13 protein-coding genes are annotated in these 16,900 nt (G+C 72.2%); 4 read left to right on the top strand and 9 right to left on the bottom strand.

Translation table 11 applies throughout. The features are described 5' to 3' along the window. Nucleotides 1-4 precede the first annotated feature (4 nt). The 7 genes from NFR93_RS08995 to NFR93_RS08965 are packed head-to-tail and all read right to left on the bottom strand — an operon-like array spanning nt 5 to nt 7,170. The gene (locus NFR93_RS08995; RefSeq protein WP_251452221.1) at nt 5-1,735 is read right to left on the bottom strand and encodes a D-apionate lactonase family protein; all 1,731 of its coding nucleotides are present in this window, start codon (nt 1,733-1,735) and stop codon (nt 5-7) included. Nucleotide 1,736: 1 nt separating this feature from the next. After that, entirely contained in the window at nt 1,737-2,492 is a 756-nt protein-coding gene (locus NFR93_RS08990; protein ID WP_251452219.1) for an SDR family NAD(P)-dependent oxidoreductase, read from the bottom strand. An 8-nt stretch (nt 2,493-2,500) separates the two neighbouring features. Then, nucleotides 2,501-3,379 (bottom strand): phosphogluconate dehydrogenase C-terminal domain-containing protein, encoded by an 879-nt coding sequence (locus tag NFR93_RS08985; protein ID WP_251452217.1) that lies wholly within the window; start codon nt 3,377-3,379, stop codon nt 2,501-2,503. Continuing rightward, nucleotides 3,376-4,170, bottom strand: a complete 795-nt coding sequence (locus tag NFR93_RS08980) for a sugar phosphate isomerase/epimerase family protein (protein ID WP_251452215.1) — start codon at nt 4,168-4,170, stop codon at nt 3,376-3,378. Before NFR93_RS08980 ends, NFR93_RS08985 begins: the two co-directional genes overlap by 4 nt. After that, nucleotides 4,167-4,931: a triose-phosphate isomerase family protein gene (locus tag NFR93_RS08975; RefSeq protein WP_353049908.1), complete on the bottom strand. Its 765-nt coding sequence runs from the start codon at nt 4,929-4,931 to the stop codon at nt 4,167-4,169. Before NFR93_RS08975 ends, NFR93_RS08980 begins: the two co-directional genes overlap by 4 nt. 20 nt (nt 4,932-4,951) lie before the next feature. Beyond that, nucleotides 4,952-5,428, bottom strand: coding sequence for a ribose-5-phosphate isomerase (locus NFR93_RS08970; protein ID WP_251452211.1), 477 nt, complete (start codon nt 5,426-5,428; stop codon nt 4,952-4,954). Beyond that, nucleotides 5,425-7,170, bottom strand: coding sequence for a dihydroxyacetone kinase family protein (locus NFR93_RS08965; protein ID WP_251452209.1), 1,746 nt, complete (start codon nt 7,168-7,170; stop codon nt 5,425-5,427). Before NFR93_RS08965 ends, NFR93_RS08970 begins: the two co-directional genes overlap by 4 nt. 116 nt (nt 7,171-7,286) lie before the next feature. Here NFR93_RS08965 and NFR93_RS08960 point away from each other — a divergent pair, with 116 nt between their 5' ends. The 4 genes from NFR93_RS08960 (at nt 7,287) to NFR93_RS08945 (ending at nt 12,399) form a co-directional block, all read left to right on the top strand. Further along, complete coding sequence (locus NFR93_RS08960; protein ID WP_251452208.1) at nt 7,287-8,024, top strand: FadR/GntR family transcriptional regulator; 738 nt, start codon at nt 7,287-7,289, stop codon at nt 8,022-8,024. A 78-nt stretch (nt 8,025-8,102) separates the two neighbouring features. After that, the gene (locus tag NFR93_RS08955; RefSeq protein WP_251452207.1) at nt 8,103-9,350 is read left to right on the top strand and encodes a D-arabinono-1,4-lactone oxidase; all 1,248 of its coding nucleotides are present in this window, start codon (nt 8,103-8,105) and stop codon (nt 9,348-9,350) included. 485 nt (nt 9,351-9,835) lie between these two features. Then, nucleotides 9,836-10,936, top strand: coding sequence for a nucleoside hydrolase (locus NFR93_RS08950; RefSeq protein WP_251452204.1), 1,101 nt, complete (start codon nt 9,836-9,838; stop codon nt 10,934-10,936). Beyond that, entirely contained in the window at nt 10,933-12,399 is a 1,467-nt protein-coding gene (locus NFR93_RS08945) for a DUF1593 domain-containing protein (RefSeq protein WP_251452203.1), read from the top strand. Before NFR93_RS08950 ends, NFR93_RS08945 begins: the two co-directional genes overlap by 4 nt. Before the next feature lie 177 nt (nt 12,400-12,576). Here the strand turns inward: NFR93_RS08945 and NFR93_RS08940 are convergent, their stop codons facing one another. Both NFR93_RS08940 and NFR93_RS08935 read right to left on the bottom strand, forming a co-directional pair. After that, nucleotides 12,577-15,357, bottom strand: a complete 2,781-nt coding sequence (locus NFR93_RS08940) for an alpha-L-rhamnosidase (RefSeq protein WP_251452201.1) — start codon at nt 15,355-15,357, stop codon at nt 12,577-12,579. Beyond that, nucleotides 15,354-16,862 carry a glycoside hydrolase family 43 protein gene (locus NFR93_RS08935; RefSeq protein WP_251452199.1) on the bottom strand — a complete coding sequence of 503 codons (1,509 nt, stop codon included), beginning with the start codon at nt 16,860-16,862 and terminating at the stop codon, nt 15,354-15,356. Before NFR93_RS08935 ends, NFR93_RS08940 begins: the two co-directional genes overlap by 4 nt. Nucleotides 16,863-16,900: the final 38 nt, after the last annotated feature.

Here is a 16,900-nt window from a genome sequence, read left to right as displayed (position 1 = left end):
GGGGTCAGCGACCGACGCGCACCCAGCCGCACGCGGGCACGGACACCTCGATGTCGCCGGATGGCAAAGACACCGTCACGACCCGAGCGGCTGCGGCGAGATTGGCGACGAGCGCGCTCTCGACGCCGTTTCTGCGGGAGCCGATCGCCCAGATCAGGCCGTCGGGGCTCTCGCCCGAGAGCAGTTCGCCGCCCGCCATCGCGGCGAGTTCCTCGACGGCCGTCGTGACCGGCAGCGGGTCACCGCTCGCGGTGCGGATGCCGCGCGGACCCCACTCCTCGAAGTAGGCCAGGGACGCGACACCGGCGATCCCGAGCGCGGCCGCGCTGGCGATCGTCCAGGCCGCGAGCTCGGCAGCAGACTGCCGCGGATCCACCGCCCCGGTGAACTCCGCCCCGTAGCCCTCCGACAGGTCGGAGCGGGTCGGCCCTGGCTGCGCAGCGGTCGCCACGTTGTTGAAGCGCGGGCGCAGGCACACCGGACCGAAGTGGACAGGGCGGCCACCGGCGTCCTCGACCGTCTGCCGCGCCACGAGCCGCTGCATCGCCACCGACTCGACGAGCTGCTCCGTGCCCAGCGCGTGGAACAGCGGCGTCACGGTCGTCGCCCAGCCGTCGAGATCGTCCGGCACGCGCTGGCGCTCGCGGTTCAGCTCGGTGAAGTGGGAACGCGACCCGCCGATCACCGCGACGGCCGCTCCCGCGTCGGCCAGCGCACCGCGCACCGCGGCCGCCACGTCGGCGTCGGTGACATCGCGCGCGTCGCCGCTGCGCTCGAAAGCCCCGACGCGCACCACATCGATGCCCCGCAGGGCCCCGGCCGCCTCGGCGAGCGCCTCGATCTCGCCGGCCTCAGCCGGGTCCAGGACGAACCGGACGTCCAGCGGCAGCCCCGCTCGCGCAGCGCGTTCCAGCGCGGCGCGCCAGTTCGGAGTCGCCAGGTCCAGCTCGACGATCACCTCCGACCCGATCGGTGCGACGGCGGGCGCGGGATCGGGTCCCGTCGCGGCGCCGAGGGCGATCGTCGGAAATCTCCCACCCGCAGTCAGCGTGATGCGGTCCGCGCCGGCATCCGCGTCGAAGGGCGCCCTCACCCGCTGCGCCCGGATCATCACCGACTGCTGCACGCGCTCGCCGGCGGCGACCGGGTAGGGGAAGGGCAGCGTCAGCGGACGGCTGTAGGTCTTGTACGAGGCGTCGGTCCAGTTGCGCTGGTCCTCCATCTCGAACACGTCGCCCGAGAATTCCATCGCGACCGAGAGGCCCGCGTGCTCCCAGGCGAGCGCGGCGATGTCGACCACCGGCTGGTGCGGGCTGATCGCTTCGGGGAACCCGGTCTGCTCCGACAGCCCGCCGGGGTGGGTCACCGTCAGTGCGGTGCCCGCCAGCTGCGGCGGATGCAGCACGACGAGTCCGGTGCGGTTCGTCTCGAACGGATGCTGCGACTCCAGGTCTGTGAGCACCACCAGTCCGGCCGCGCGAGCCTCGACCCGGACGATGCCGCGGAAGCTCGAGCCGAGCTCCTCGGATCGCACGTGCAGGGTCAGGGTGACGTCCGTGTCGCGCACGCGATCGACGATCAGCGGCGCGGTATCCCAGTTGCGATCACGGACGACGGTGCGGACGCTCCGCAGCACCCGGGTGCCTTCGTACGACAGATCGGCGATCTCGTCGTCGCGCAGCTGCAGTGACCACGGGCCGCTCTCCCAGCGGCGCGACGACGAGAACCAGGACATGTCAGAGCGTCGTCATGCCGCCGTCGACGGCGAAGAGGCCACCCGTGGCGAAGGCGGCGTCGTCCGACGCGAGGAAGACCATGATGCCCTCGACGTCCTGAGGTGTGCCCGCACGCCCCATCGGGATGCGGCCGATGATCGCTGCACGCGATTCCGGGTCGCTCGTGATGGTGGTCACGAGCGACGTCTCGGTGTACGCCGGCACGACCGTGTTCACGCGGATGCCGCGATCGGCATACGCGGCGCCGACCGTGCGGGCGAGCCCGTGGATGCCGGCCTTGGACGCACTGTAGGCGGTGAAGTCCTTGCCCTCGCCGTTGAGGCCGGTCGGGCTGCCGGTGAGGATGATCGACCCGCCCCCGCTCGCCAGCATCGCGCGGACGGCGTGCTTGACGGTGAGGAACGTCCCGGTCAGGTTGATGTCGATCGTGCGACGCCAGACGTCCAGATCCAGGTCGGCCGCCGCGGCGTCCTGCCCGAAAAGCTGCACGCCGGCGTTGGCGACGACGACGTCGGGACTCCACTCGTCGGCGACGAGATCGGCGAACGCCATCTCGACCGACAGCTCGTCCGAGATGTCCATGACGGCGGCACGCGCGGCGTCGCCGATGGATGCCGCGGCTCGCGACGCGGCATCCGCATCACGATCGGCGATCACGACACGCGCGCCCTCGCGGGCGAAGCGCTCGGCCACCGCGAGGCCGATGCCGGTTCCGGCGCCCGTGACGAGGGCGGTCTTTCCTTCGAGCCTGCTCATGATTCCCCTCAGCGCTCGCTGTGGTCGCGCTCGATGCGGTCGAGATGCAGCATCCGCGCGAGGTTCTTGTCGAGCTCGTCGTCGCGGAAGATCTTCTTCCAGTCTTCCTTGATGATGCTCTCGCGGCCATAGTCCATCGCGATGAGGCACGCGTCGCTGAAGGGGTTGTCGCCGCGGAGCCCATTCGCCAGCGCCACCTGCGTGTGCCCGTACAGGATGCTGCGCGCGGCGGCCTCGGGGACCCCCATGGTGTTCACGGCCTCGTCGAGCGCCTCGTTGAGCAGGGCCCCGATCATGCAGGCGACGGTCTCGACGAGGGTGGGCTCGAGCTGGGCGAGCTGCTTGATCGTGACCCAGTGGACATCGATCACGGGTGCGTAGATCGCGCGCACGGTGGCCTCGACGACGGCCTGCTTGGCCGGGTCGTCGCTCTCGATCGCCGCGATCGCGTCCTGGGGTGCGGCGATGCCGCCGAACGTGTCGGCCCACTCCTCGGGCGTCTGGCGCTGCAGGAAGATCGACGGGTGGCAGGGGTGCGCGACGGCCTGGATGACGTCCTCGCGGGTGGTGAGCAGTCCCGCGTAAGCGGCCGCCGGGTCGAGTGTCAGCACGATCGCACCGGACTTCAGCTGCGGCACCAGGTCGGCCGTGACGGGGGCGAGCGCGAGGTCGGGGACGGCGAGCACCACGATGTCGGCGTCGGCGACGGCGGTGGGGGCGTCGGTGAGCTCGCGCCCGGCGTCGATCGTGCGCTGCTGACCGGCGGGGGAGTTCTCGACGTACCAGACGGTGTGATCCGTGCGCGCGAGGTTGTCGGACACGCGCATGCCCATCTTGCCGCCGGCGCCGACGACGGCGATCTTGTAGGTGCTGGTGGTGGTGGTCATGTCGTGCTCCTCAGGTAGTCCACGGTGGCGCGGGTCCATTCCCGCTCGGTTCGGATGGTGGTCTCGGCGTCGCCCTGCCAGGGCAGCCAGTGCTCGACGATCTCGTTGATGCCACGCTCACGGGGGCGGACGGTCTCGAGCAGATGCGGATAGTCGTGCAGGCCCTCGCCCATGCGCGTTCCGGAATACGTGAAGCCGACCCAGCCGGGCTGCCGGGCGAAGGCGAAGTCCTTCACGTGCACGTTCTTCACGTGGTCGGCGACGGCCTCGACGCAGTCACGCGGACGCTCGAGGCGCGCGACGACGTTGCCGGGGTCGAGGCAGACGCCGAGGCGGGGGCTGCCGATGCGCTCGACCAGGGCGACGAGATCCGCCGTCGCGAGCTGCTCGTAGGTCTCGAGGGCGAGCGTGACGCCCGCGGCCTCGTACGCAGGCAGCGCCTGGCGCATCCAGTCCTCGGCATCGGCGAGCGACGGCCGCGACTCGGGGCTGTAGAGCATGCTGCGCACGAGTCGCGCGTCGAAGACGGCCGCGATCTCGAGGAAGCGTGCCAGTCGAGCCGGCTCGATGCCCTTCGTGCCGAGCTCGATCGTGAGGCCCAGATCACGGGCCGTGGATGCCGCGACGGCCAGTTCGTCGTCGCTCATCCGCTCGAGCGGTTCGAAGTCGCAGATCTGGAACAGCTCGAGGCCCATCTCGCGGGTCGCCTCGAAGGCCCCGGTCAGTGACAGCGGGGCGGACTCTCGTCCGGCGTGCTGCCAGAAGAACGCGTACGTCCCGAGCCCGATCACGGGGCGACCTCCAGCCCGCCGTGACGCCGGTCGTCGAGGGCGACGGCCTCGTCGAGAACGGAGACGAGGGCGTCGGGGTCGTGGGCGAAGCGACCGAGGAAAAGGCCGTCGACGTCGTCGCCGAGTCGCGTGAGAAGGCCGGGCCCGGCCGAGCCGCCGTAGATGATGCTCGAGCCCGCGCGCTCGGGAAGCGCATCCAGTGCGGCGCGCACGGCGCGGGTGACGGTGACGATGTGGTCCACGGGGGCAGGCTCGGCGGCCCCGATCGCCCACACCGGTTCATAGGCGACGACGACGGGACCGTCGGCAGCGCCCTCGAGCGCGGACCGCAGCTGCGCCACGGTCGCGCGGGCGGCGGCCGCGGCATCCGCTCGCTCGTCTTCGCCGAGGCAGAGGACCGGGACGAGCCCCGCGCCCAGTGCGGCAGTGGTCTTCGCGGCGACGACCGCCTCGGTCTCGCCGAACAGGCGGCGGCGCTCGGCGTGGCCGACCTCGACGAAGAGCGCGCCGGACTCGCCGAGCTCGGCGGCGGTGATCTCACCGGTGTAGGCGCCGGGCGGGTAGGCCGAGACGTCCTGGGCGCCGACGGCGACGCCCGTGCCGGACAGTGCGGCGACGGCGTCGTCGAGCTGGAGGAAGGAGGGGATGACGAACACCGTCACCCGGCCGGTGCGCACCGATGCGTGGTCGTGCAGGCGCTCGGCGACCGCGGCGAACCAGGCGCGCGCGTCACGCCGCCCGAAGTACGCCTTCAGGCTCACCCCCACCACCACGCGGCGCATCAGCAGCTGCCGGTGCTCTCGTACTCGCCGATCACGGCGACCTTCGCCGCGGACGCCGACGTCGGGTCGAAGCGGTAGGTGAGCCACTCGCGGACCAGACGGCGGGCGAGCTCGATCCCGACGACGCGCTGGCCCATCGTGAGCACCTGGGCATCGTTGGAGAGCACGCCCCGCTCGACTGAGAACGAGTCGTGGGCGGTCACGGCGCGGATGCCGGGGACCTTGTTCGCCGCGATGGCGACCCCGAGGCCGGTGCCGCAGATGAGCAGCGCCCGGTCGGCGGTGCCGGCGGCGACCTGCTCAGCGGCCTCGATCGCGACCTTCGGGTACGGCGTGTGGCCGTCGGCGTCGACGCCCACATCCACGACCGAGGCGACGCCGGGGTTGTCCTGCAGGTCCTTCTTCAGGATCTCCTTGTAGTCGAAGCCGGCGTCGTCGCAGCCGATGACGATGCGCAGGGGCGCGGTGGTGGTCATGACGGGTTCTCCTGGTTCGCGGGGCCGGCGTCGAGGACGTCGGCGATGGCGGTCACGATGAGGGCGAGCGAGTGCGCGCCGGGGTCGACGGTTCCGACGCTGTTCTGGCCGTGCGAGCGCGCCCGGCCCATGCGGGGGAGCAGCTCGGCGGTGCCCGCGGCGGCGGTGGTCGCCGATTCGGCGGCACGACGCCAGGCCTCGGCGAGCGCGGCGCCGCTGTCGACGGCCGCGGTAAGGCTGTCAGTGAACGGGACGAGCGCGTCGACCATGGTCTTGTCGCCCACGTCGGCCTTGCCGTAGGCCATCACCCCGGCAGACCCGGCGGCGACGCCCGCGGCGACTGTGGACGCCGACGGTCGCCCGATGTCGCCGAGCTCGGCGGCGAGGCTCGTGAGGATGACGCCCCAGAGGGCGCCCGACGTGCCGCCGGCCTTGTCGCTCCACGCGTCGGCGGCGCGCTCGAGGGTCGTCCGGGCGCCGGCGCCCGCATCGTGTGCGGCGGCTCCCGCGGTCAGAGCGGCGTGCGAGCCACGCTGCATGCCGATCCCGTGGTCGCCGTCGCCGGCGATCGCGTCGATCCGCCCGAGCTCCTCGACGTTCGCGTCGACCGTGGCGACGATCGTCTCGAGGGCGCGAACGACCACGGCCGCGGCCGCGCGTGAATCCGCGTCGGCGTCGGGGATCTCGGCGGCGGCGGTTGCGGCATCCGGCCCCACTTCGGCACGGGCGGCCGCGGTCACCGAGCCGCGGCGGTAGGCGGGGGCGTCGACCGGAGTGTCCCACAGCCGCTCGAGCTCGTCGTCGAGCCAGAAGATGGTGAGCGACGTGCCGGCCATGTCGAAGCTCGTGCAGTACTCGCCCACGTGCGGGTCGACCGCGATGATGCCCGCGGCCTCGAGGAGCTGGGCGATGCGCCGGTAGACGACGAACATCTCCTCGTACTTCAGCGACCCGAGGCCGTTGAGGATCGGGACGACCCGGGCGCCGTCGGTCGTCACGCCGTCGGGAACCTCGTCGAGCAGCTTTTCGACGAGCATCTCGGCCAGGCCGTCCGCGGTCGGGATCCCTGTCTCGTCGATGCCGGGCTCACCGTGGATGCCGAGACCGACCGCCATGCGGCCCTCGGGCACGCTGAACAGTGGCTTCTCGGCGCCCGGCAGGGTGCAGCCGGTGAACGCGACACCGAAGGAGCGGGTGCGGTCGTTCGCGTGCCCGGCGAGCCGTGCCACCTCGCCGAGATCCGCGCCCGCCTCGGCGGCGGCCGCCGCGATCCGGAAGACGGTCAGGTCGCCGGCGATGCCGCGGCGCTTGTGCCGTTCCGCGGGCGGGGCGCTGGAGACGTCGTCCGTTACGGCGACGGTCTCGCATGCGATGCCCTCGGCGCGAAGCCGCTCCTGCGCGGCATCGAAGTTCAGCACGTCGCCGGCGTAGTTGCCGTACGAGAAGAACACGCCGCCGCCGTTGTCGGCCGCCTTCGCCACGGCGTGGATCTGCTGCGTCGACGGCGAGGCGAAGAGGTTGCCCATCGCCGCGCCGTGCGCGAGCCCCTGGCCCACGAGCCCCCCGAACGCCGGGTAGTGGCCCGAGCCGCCGCCGACCACGACCGCGACCTGACCTCGCGGGGATACCGTGGCGCGGACCACGCCACCGGTCACCCGTCGCACGGACCGCGCGTTCGCAGCCACGAAGCCGTCGATCATCTCGTCCGCGAAGTCCGCGGGTTCGTTCCACAGGCGCGTCATCGCGTCTCCTCGATCGGTCGGGCAGGGGTGGGTAACCCCGCGGGCATGACTCCAGTGTCACAAACCGGTTGACCAATTGCAAGCGCGGGCGGCGTGCGCCCGGGTAAGGTGTCCCCATGCCCGCGTACCCCGCCGATCGGTCGGCAGACATCGCCGCATCCCTCGGCACGCTTCCCGCGGGGACGCCGGTGTCGGAAGTCGCTCGCCGCCTGATGGATCTCTTCACGAGCGGATCCATCGAACCCGGCACCCGGCTGCCTCCGGAGCGGCAGCTCGCCACCGGGCTCGGGGTCGGCCGCTCCGCTGTGCGCGAGGCGCTCGCCGCCCTCGAGATCATCGGCATCGTCGACGTGCGGCCGGGGTCGGGGACCTATCTTCGCGGGACCGCCAGCGACCTCCTTCCGCAGACGCTTCGGTGGGGGCTGCTGATCGGGCGCAAGAGCACGGCCGAGCTGCTCGAGCTACGATCGGGTCTGGAGATCTACGTCGCCCGTCTGGCCGCGGGCCGGGCTGCGGCATCCGATCGGGAAGCACTCGGCGCGACGGTCGAGCGCATGCGCGCCGGCACGACGAATCTCAAGGCCTTCGCGCGCGCGGATCTGGACTTCCACAATGCGCTCGCCGCGGCCGCCGGGAACGACACCCTCGTCGACCTGCTCCACGTGGTCCGATCGCTGCTGCAGGTCTACGCCGACCGCGCCGTCCACGACGAGGCGGCCGCGCTCATTGCGATCGCCGAGCACGACGCCGTCTTCGCAGCCGTCGAGCGCGGCGACGAGGACGCCGCTGCCTCGGCGATGGCCGCGCACATGGCGACCGCGTCCGCGCGGCTCGCTGCCGAAGCCACGGACTGACCGGCCCATACGCTGGTCGGACCGACACTGACCGAGAACCTGCCGCGACTGAGATCGCGGACCGAGGAGAGGAGCGCGATGTCGCGCAACTGGGCCGGAACCTACGAGTACAGCGCACCGCGGATCGTCGAGGCGACGAGCGTCGACGACGTTCGCCGTGCCGTCGCGACGCCGGGGCCGGTGCACGCGCTCGGCACGAGGCACTCCTTCACCGATCTCCCGGACACCGCCGGGACCCTGATCGACGTGACGGGACTCCCCGCCGAGTTCGCTCTCGACGAGCAGCAGCGCACCGTGACGCTGGCCGGCGGCATCCGCTACGGGGTTCTGGCGCAGTGGCTTCACGAACGCGGCTGGGCGCTCAAGAACATGGGCTCGCTGCCGCACATCAACGCCGCCGGGGCGACCGCGACCGGGACGCACGGGTCGGGGAACGGCAACCAGACCCTCTCGGCGTCGGTGCGCGCGCTGCGCTACGTGGGTGCGGACGGCGAGGTGCACGACCTGCGCCGCGGCGACGAGGACTTCGACGCGCTCGTGGTCGGCGTCGGCGCGTTCGGCATCGTCGTCGAGGTCACGCTCGACGTCGTGCCGGCCTTCCGCGTGCGGCAGGACATCTACAGCGGGGTCACGTGGGATGCCGCGCTCGAGGATCTCGACGCGGTGACGGGTGCGGGCTTCAGCGTGTCGGTGTTCTCGCTCTGGGAACCCGACACGTTCGGCGCGGTGTGGGTGAAGTCGCGTCTGGAGCGGGACGACGACGCCGTCGCCGACACCCTGCTCGACGGTGTCATCGACCCCGGCGCGAACCCGCTCGGGGATCTCGCCGACGTCACCGAGCTGGGCGGCGTCCCCGGCCCGTGGATGCTGCGACTGCCGCATTTCCGCCTCGACGGAACCCCCTCGTTCGGTGACGAGATCCAGTCCGAGTACTTCGTCGCGCGATCCGATGCTCCCGGCGCCTTGCTGGCCGTGCGCGAGCTCGCCGACCGGATCGCCCCGCTCCTGTTCGTCACCGAACTGCGGACCGCGGCCGCGGACGACCTGTGGCTGAGCCCCGCGTACGGCCAGGACGTGCTCGCCATCCACTTCACGTGGCACAACGACCCGGTGGCCGTGCGGGGGCTGCTCCCCGACATCGAGGCCGCGCTCGCACCCTTCGGCGCGCGGCCGCATTGGGGCAAGCTGCACCTCATGGAACGCGAGGCCATCGAGCGCGTGCACCCGCGCCTGGCCGACGCGCGCGCGGTGTTCGAGCGCCTCGACCCCGACGGCCGCTTCGTCAACGACCACCTCGTGCGGGTGGGAGTGCGCGAACCGCGCTGAGCCGGGGTGGGGCGTGCGGTTCGGAGCGGGCGTGCGGTGCGGGCGGGCGTGCGGTGCGGAGCGGGCTGTGCGGTGCGGTGCGGGCTGTTCGGCGCGGTGCGGGCTGTTCGGCGCGGAGGGAGCGGGCCGCGAGCCGTCACGTGGGTCCGGCGAGGCGTGAGCGTGGCCGCGAGCCGTCACGTGTGTCGGGTTCCCGTCGCTCTACCGGACAGGAGTGACGGCTCACGCGCTGCGGGCTAGGGGCCGCGCGTCGGGAGACGGTCAGCGGGCTCCGCGAGCCGTCACGTGTGTCGGGTTCCCGTCGCTCCACCGGACAGGAGTGACGGCTCACGCGCGGCGGGCCAGGGGGCTACGCGTCGACCGACCGCGCCCCGGCGAGGACCGCCCGCCGGGCTGAATTGGTCAACCGGTGGTACGATCGCGGAGGCTGTGCCCGACGACGAAGGGGTCCGAATGACCAGGGTTCGCATGACCGGAGGCTTGGAATGAGCACCATACCCACGCCCGAAGCGACGGCAGCCGTCCAGGCCCCGCGTCGCTGGACGCTCGGTCAGGCGCCGTGGCAGGCCATCGCCCCGACGACGCCGCCTCGTGCGCGGGTCATCATCGACAACGACTTCTCGGGCGACCCCGACGACCTCTTCCAGCTCGTGCACCACCTGCTCTCTCCGAGCGTCGAGATCCCCCTGATCGTCGCGTCGCACCTGCGCGCGGACGACCCGTTCGACGCGAGCGACCGACAGGCGCAGAACGCCGCGGCGATCGTCCACGACGTGTTCGCCCGCATGGGGCTGGATGCCGCACACGTCGTCGCGGCCGGGTCCGACGTCGCGCTGGCGAACCGGACCACACCGCAACCCGCTCCGGCCGTCGACGCCATCATCGCCGAGGCCCTCCGCGACGATGTCGCGACGCCCCTGTTCTACGTCGCCGGCGGAGGACTCACCGACCTGGCCTCGGCGTACCTCCGCGAACCGCGCATCGCCGACCGGATGACCGTCGTCTGGATCGGCGGCGCCGAGCACGAGGGACTCGCCGTGCCCCCGCCCGACTCGATGCCGATCGAGTACAACCTGCTCATCGACGTCGCCGCCGCCCAGGTGGTCTTCGAGGACTCGGCGCTGCCGATCTGGCAGGTGCCGCGTGACGTCTACCGGCAGTGCCTGGTGTCGGATGCCGAGCTGCGGCTGCGCGTCGCCGCGACCGGTCCGCTCGGAAGACACCTGTACGACGAAGTCGCCCGGGTGATGGCGATGGTCGCAGCCCACCTCGGCGGCGCGGCCGAGACCTACGCGCTCGGCGACTCGCCGCTCGTTCTGCTGACCGCGCTGCAGTCGGTGTTCCAGCCCGACCCGTCCTCGAGCCGCTACGAGAGCGTGCCGACGCCCGCGATCGACGACGATGGCTCGTACCGCGTCGTCCCCGGGGCGCGACCCCTGCGCGTGTACACGTGGGTCGACACGCGACTGATGTTCGAGGACTTCTATCTCAAGCTCGGTGAGTTCGACCGGTGGCAGCAGGCCGCGGTGCACGCGCCCGGCCGGCCCGCCGACGACGCTGCGGCGCCGGGCGGAGCGACCTCGTGACCGCGCGGCCGCGGACGATCGTCACCGCCGACCCCGAACTCGACGACCTGAACTCGATGATCCGGTTCCTGCTCTACGGCAACGAGGTCGAGATCGAGGGCCTCGTGTATGCGAGCAGCCGCTTCCACTGGCGGGGCGACGGCGCCGGGACCGAGTTCTTCCTCCCCGACCGCGAGTACACCGAGCCGCAGAGGTCGTGGCGATGGGCTCCGGGCGAGCGCTTCATCGACGATGCCGTCGACGCGTACGCCCAGGTCTACGACACGCTCGTCACGCATGACGAGCGCTACCCCGCACCCGATCGGCTGCGGAGCGTCATCCGCGAGGGGAACGTCGACTTCGAAGGCGACACCGCCCACGCCTCTCCGGGGTCGGACCTGATCGCCGACGTCCTCCTGGACGACCGGCCGGGTCCGGTGTTCCTGCAGCTGTGGGCGGGGCCGAGCACGGTGGCACGAGCGCTCATGTCGATCGAAGAGCGCTTCGGCGAAACTCCGGAGTGGGAGGCGGTCCACGCGACCGTGTCGGCCAAGGCCGTCATCAGCAAGTTCGCGTCGCAGGACGACACCTACGACGACTACATCGCCGTCGCGTGGCCCGGCATCCGCGTGATCGAGGTCGCCACGCTGGCGTGGGGCTATATGGCGCGCCGGACGATCCGCCCCGAGGACCACCATCTGCTCGGCGCGTCCTGGACGCGCGACAACGTCACCGGCGTCGGTCCCCTCGGCGCGCTGTACCGCGTGTGGGGCGACGGGCGTCAGATGGTCCCGGGCGACATGACCGACTACTTCCACCTGTCCGGCCTGTCGGCCGACGAGCTGCGTGCGCTGGGGTACGGGGTGTGGATGCCGCCTCAACCGCCCGGCGAATGGATCTCGGAGGGCGACTCGACCAACATGCTGAACCTCCTCGTGCCCGGCCTGCGCGCACACGAACACCCGTCGTACGGCGGGTGGGGCGGACGCTACGTGCGCACCGACGACGGTGCTGACACCTGGGGCCTCGCGGACGCCGCGTTCCGGGTCGGCGGAGCCGACTGGGCGGACTCGTCGGCCACGGGCGACGAGGGCTCGGTGGTGCGCTGGTTCGCCGACGCGCAGGCGGACTTCGCCGCACGCCTGCAGTGGACGGTGCGACCGTTCGCCGAGGTCAATCACCACCCGACCGTCCGCATCGCGGAGGGCACTGACGTCGATGTGTCCGCCGGCTCCGAGGTGACGCTCACGGCCGAACTGGGCGACCCCGACGGCGACGATGTGTCCTGCCGCTGGTGGGTGTACCGCGAGGCCGGGACCTACGACGGTGAGGTGTCTCCGGCTGCCGAGCACGGCATCCGAACCTCGATCGTCGTGCCCGCCGACGCGCGGCCCGGCGAGACGATCCACGTGATCGCCGAGGCGACCGACGACGCGCCCACCCCGCTGAAGGCGTGGCAGCGGGTGATCCTCACCGTCCGCTGACGTCGGACTCGGGCTGCGTGCGCACGCGCCCCTCGCGTGCGTGAGAACCCCGCACGCAGGGGCGGCGTGCGCACGCGACCCGAAGCGGCAGGCCGGGACCGAGCCGACCAGCCGGGCCCGTCCCGCGCGACCAGCCGGCCCGTCCCGCGCGGCCGTCCGGCACGGCCGCCCGGGGCGTCAGGCGGTGGCGGTCCGGATCGCGGCGTCCACGGCGGCCAGCACCGGCGGCGGAGTGAACATCAGCGCCGTCGACACCGTGCGTCCCCGGCCCCAGTGGGTCTCGGCGCGCACGCTCTCGGCGCGCTCCGGGTCGATCTCGGCGAGCGTGTCGAGCAGCGCCCGGTAGGCGCGAGGGTCGTCGATCACGTCGGCCAGCGACGCGTCGAGTCCGGGTAGCTGCGGACGATCGGATGCCGCCACGTGCGGCATCCGCCATTCGTGAGCGCCCGACCCCACCTCGAACGGCTCGCGCCCGGCGAGCTCGACCACGGCGGTGGTGTTGGCGGGAACCGTCGCGGTGACGACGATCTCGTCGCCGTCGCGCACCCATCCGACCGACGCCTCGCCGTACGGGGTGATGTGCCGCGCCGAGGCGTGGGCGAGCGAGGCCAGCGGGTGCGGAGCGATGCGCAGCGCGCGGTACGCGGGCTCGGCGGGTGCGAGGCCCGCCACGACCCGGTGCAGCCAGTCGGCGACCGCGCCCAGAGCGTAGTGGTTGAACGAGGTCATCTCGCCCGGGTTGATCGACCCGTCGGGCAGCATCGAGTCCCACCGCTCCCACACCGTGGTCGCGCCCATCGTGACGGGGTACAGCCACGACGGGCACTCGGCCTGGGTGAGCAGGCGCTCGGCGGCGTCGAGATGGCCGCCGTCGGTCAGGGCGTCGGTGACGAGCGGCGTGCCGACGAACCCGGTGCCGATGCGGTACCCGCCCTCGCGGACGAGGTCCGCCAGCCGCGCGGCCAGTCCCGCGCGCACGCGCGGTTCGCGCACCAGGTCGAACTCGAGTGCGAGGGCGTAGGCCGTGGGGGCGTCGCTCATCATGCGCCCGGCGGGCGTGACGTACTCGGCGGTGAACGCGTCGCGGCTGCGCGCGGCGAGCACGTCGTAGCGGGCGGCGTCGTCGTGGCGTCCGAGCAGGCGTGCGGCATCGGCGACCTGCTGCAGCGAGCGGGCGAGGTAGGCGGTGGCCACGATGTCGCTCGAGACCTTGGCCTGTCCGGGCTTGTCGGGCGGCGCGGCGGGGTCGAGCCAGTCCCCGAGCTGCATGCGCCCGGCCCACAGGCCCGAGTCGCCGGCGTCGGTCAAGACCGACTCCACCCACGCGCGCATGCTGTCGTACTGGTCGGCGAGGACGCCGGCGTCGCCGAAGCGCTCGTGCAGCACCGTCGGGACGACGGTCGCCGCGTCGCCCCACGCGGCGACCGGGCCGCCGCCGCCGAACGACGGCAGGGCGGCGGGGATCACCAGCGGCACCGAGCCGTCGGCGGTGTGGCGCTGCTCGTGCGCGAGGTCGCGCAGCCACGACGTCAGGAACCCGTCGCAGTCGTACAGGAAGCTCGCCGTCGGGGTGAACACCTGGATGTCTCCCGTCCACCCCAGGCGCTCGTCGCGCTGCGGGCAGTCGGTCGGGATCGACAGGAAGTTGCCGCGCATGCCCCACACGACGTTCTCGTGCAGTCGTTCGATGAGCGGGTCGGATGCCGCGAACCACCCGGTCCGCGTCATGTCGGTGTGGAGGACGACCGCCTCGACGGCGGACGGGTCGATGTCGGCGCCGGTGATCTCGGCGTACCGGAACCCGTAGAACGAGAACCGGGATTCCAGGACGTCGTCGCCGCCGCTGAGGTCGAAGGTCGCCGTCGCCGCGGCGTTGCGAAGGGGGCGGATGCCGAGCTCGCCGTCCTCGAGGACCTCGGCGTGCCGGATCGTCACACGCCGGCCCGCCTCACCGCGGACGCGGACGCGGAGTCGGCCGACGAGGTTCTGGCCGAAGTCGAGGATGCGGCCGCCCGACGGTGTGTCGATCACGGCCGACACCGGCAGGGTCTCGATGCGGCGCACCGGAGGGGCGATCCGGGCTTCGGGCACGGGCACCGTGTTGAAGCCGGGTTTCGCCGCAGCGCCGACGCGAGCCGGGGTCCATCTGGTCGCGGAGCGGCGGAGGTCCTGGTGCTCGCCCGGGTAGACACCGCTGTCGACGACGGGGCCGTCTCCGGCGGCCTCCCACCCGGCGCCGGTGGCGGCGAGGGTCTCGACGGCTCCGTCGGCGTAGGTCACCCGCAGCTGCGCCAGGAAGGACGGCTGCGTTCCGTACAGCCGATCGGTGAAGGTGAAGAAGCCGTACTTCTCGGTGTACCAGGCGCCGGCAACCGTGGCCGAAAGCACGTTCTCGCCGGGACGCACGAGAGCGGTGACATCGACGGACTCGTGGACGAGGCGGTCGCGGTATGCGGTCCAGCCGGGGGCGAGCACGTCGTCCGAGACGGGCGCACCGTTGACGGCGGGCTCTGCGACCCCCAGCGCGGTCCAGAAGAGGAGAGCCGAGGCCACCGCCCGGTCGATCGTGAACGACGTGCGGGCCTCGAACGGCTGCGCATCCCGATCGGGCTCGGAAAGGCCGATCGGCTGTGCGACCCATTCGCCTGGGGCGAGGAAGGCGGCCCGCACCGTGCGAGGTACGCTCCACTCGGTCAGGGCGCCGGTCGTGGCGCTCACCCGCACCGCGACCTCCCGGGTCTCGCCGGGCTCGAGCGGCGCAAACGGCCACGCCACGAGCACGCTGTCGCGGCCCTCGATCGTCACCGTCTGCCGACCGTCGGTGATCTCGGCGTCAGCCTGCAGCCACGCGTCCGGTGCGCCCTCGACCCTCCAGCTCAGCCGGGGCGTGGGAGTCGCGACGTCGGCGGTGTCGTCTCGCAGCTCGGCACGCAGCACGGCGGTGGGGGAGGTGCTCATTCGTCGTTCCCTTCGGCCACCCACGAGCTCGCGGAGATGTGACCCTCGATGGCGTACAGGCCGATCACGCGACCGGTGAAGGACTCGGTGACCTCGGACGACAGGAACCGGCCATCGACCTGCGCGAGCTCGATGCGCTCCCCGGCGACGGTCGCCGCCAGGTGGAAGACGTCGCTCGTCGAAACGAGACCGCCGCCGCCCGCGGGCCGCCGCGAGACGATGTGCAGGTCGACCTCGTCGCCTGAGAACGGGTGCACCCATTCCTGCAGCAGTCCGCCGATCGCCGCGCGCGCGACGATGCGGCCGCCGCCGACCTCGAGACCGACATGGAACCGCTCGTCGTAGCGGACGGCGAGACCGCCGGTGCCGGCGGAGACGTCGACGCGGACGGTCACCTCGTTGGAGAGATGCTCCTGCCGCCTGCCGACGAACACCGGCCGCGGGTCGGCGAGGGTGCTGCCGTCGGCGGCCAGGACGAGTCGGCCGTCCTCGATCGACGCCACGTCGGACGGCAGGCGGCGAACGGCCACCCACTCGTCGTCGAGCGGCGCGTCGAAGGCGATGTCGATCCGGGTGCCCGGACGCGGGTTCAGCTCCACGGGAGCGATGGCGGGCCACCCGTCACTCCAGCTCACGGGCGTGACGAACGTCTCGCGCCCGAGCGCGGAGAATGCCCGGGTGCCGCTGCGGGGGCGCACCCCGAGGAGCACGCACAGCCACTGGCCGTCGGGCCCGAGGACGAGATCCCCGTGTCCGGTGTTCTGGACGGGACGCGGCGTGGATCGTGCCGACACGAGCGGGTTCCCCGGGGCCCCCTCGAACGGACCCTCGGGCGCGTCGCCGCGCGCGATCGAGATGGTGTGGCCACGCTCGGTGCCGCCCTCGGCGATGACGAGATACCACCGGCCGTCGATCTGGTAGAGGTGAGGCGCCTCGGGGAACATCAGGCCTGTGCCCGACCAGAGCGACCGCGGCTCCTCGAGCGCCCGGTGGGTGTCGAGGTCGACCTTCACCTGCTGGATGCCGAGGTGCGTCGGCTCGTTCGGGTTCAGGGCGCCGTCGAGCACGAGTCCCGAGAAGGTGACGTAGGCGGTTCCCGCGTCGTCCCACACGATGTCGGGGTCGATGCCGAACACGCTCCCCGCGCCGTCGTGCGTGAGGATGACGTCGCCGTCCGACCAGGGACCGGCCGCATCGGCGGCGGTGAAGTGCAGCATCCCCCGGCCCATCGCGTCGGTGATCACGAGGTGGAACACGCCGTCGTGGTGGCGGATCGTCGGCGCCCATGCGCCGCCGCCCGTCGGCACGTTCTCGACGCCGAGCTGACCGGGGCGCGTGGCGACGTGGCCGATGAGCTCCCACGTCTCGAAGTCCCGCGAGCGGTGGATCGGGATGCCGGGCAGGTACTCGAACGACGACGTGGCCAGGAACCACTCCTCACCCACCTTCACGACCGACGGGTCGGGGTGGAAGCCGTTCAGCAGCGGGTTGGGGAGCGTGGTCATGATTCCTCGATGATGTCGGATCGCTCCGCGAAAGAGCG

The organism is Microbacterium sp. Marseille-Q6648, assembly GCF_943181415.1.
Taxonomy (GTDB): domain Bacteria; phylum Actinomycetota; class Actinomycetes; order Actinomycetales; family Microbacteriaceae; genus Microbacterium.
The sequence above is the reverse complement of the archived record's forward strand: the minus strand, read 5'-3'. Positions and strand labels throughout refer to the sequence as shown.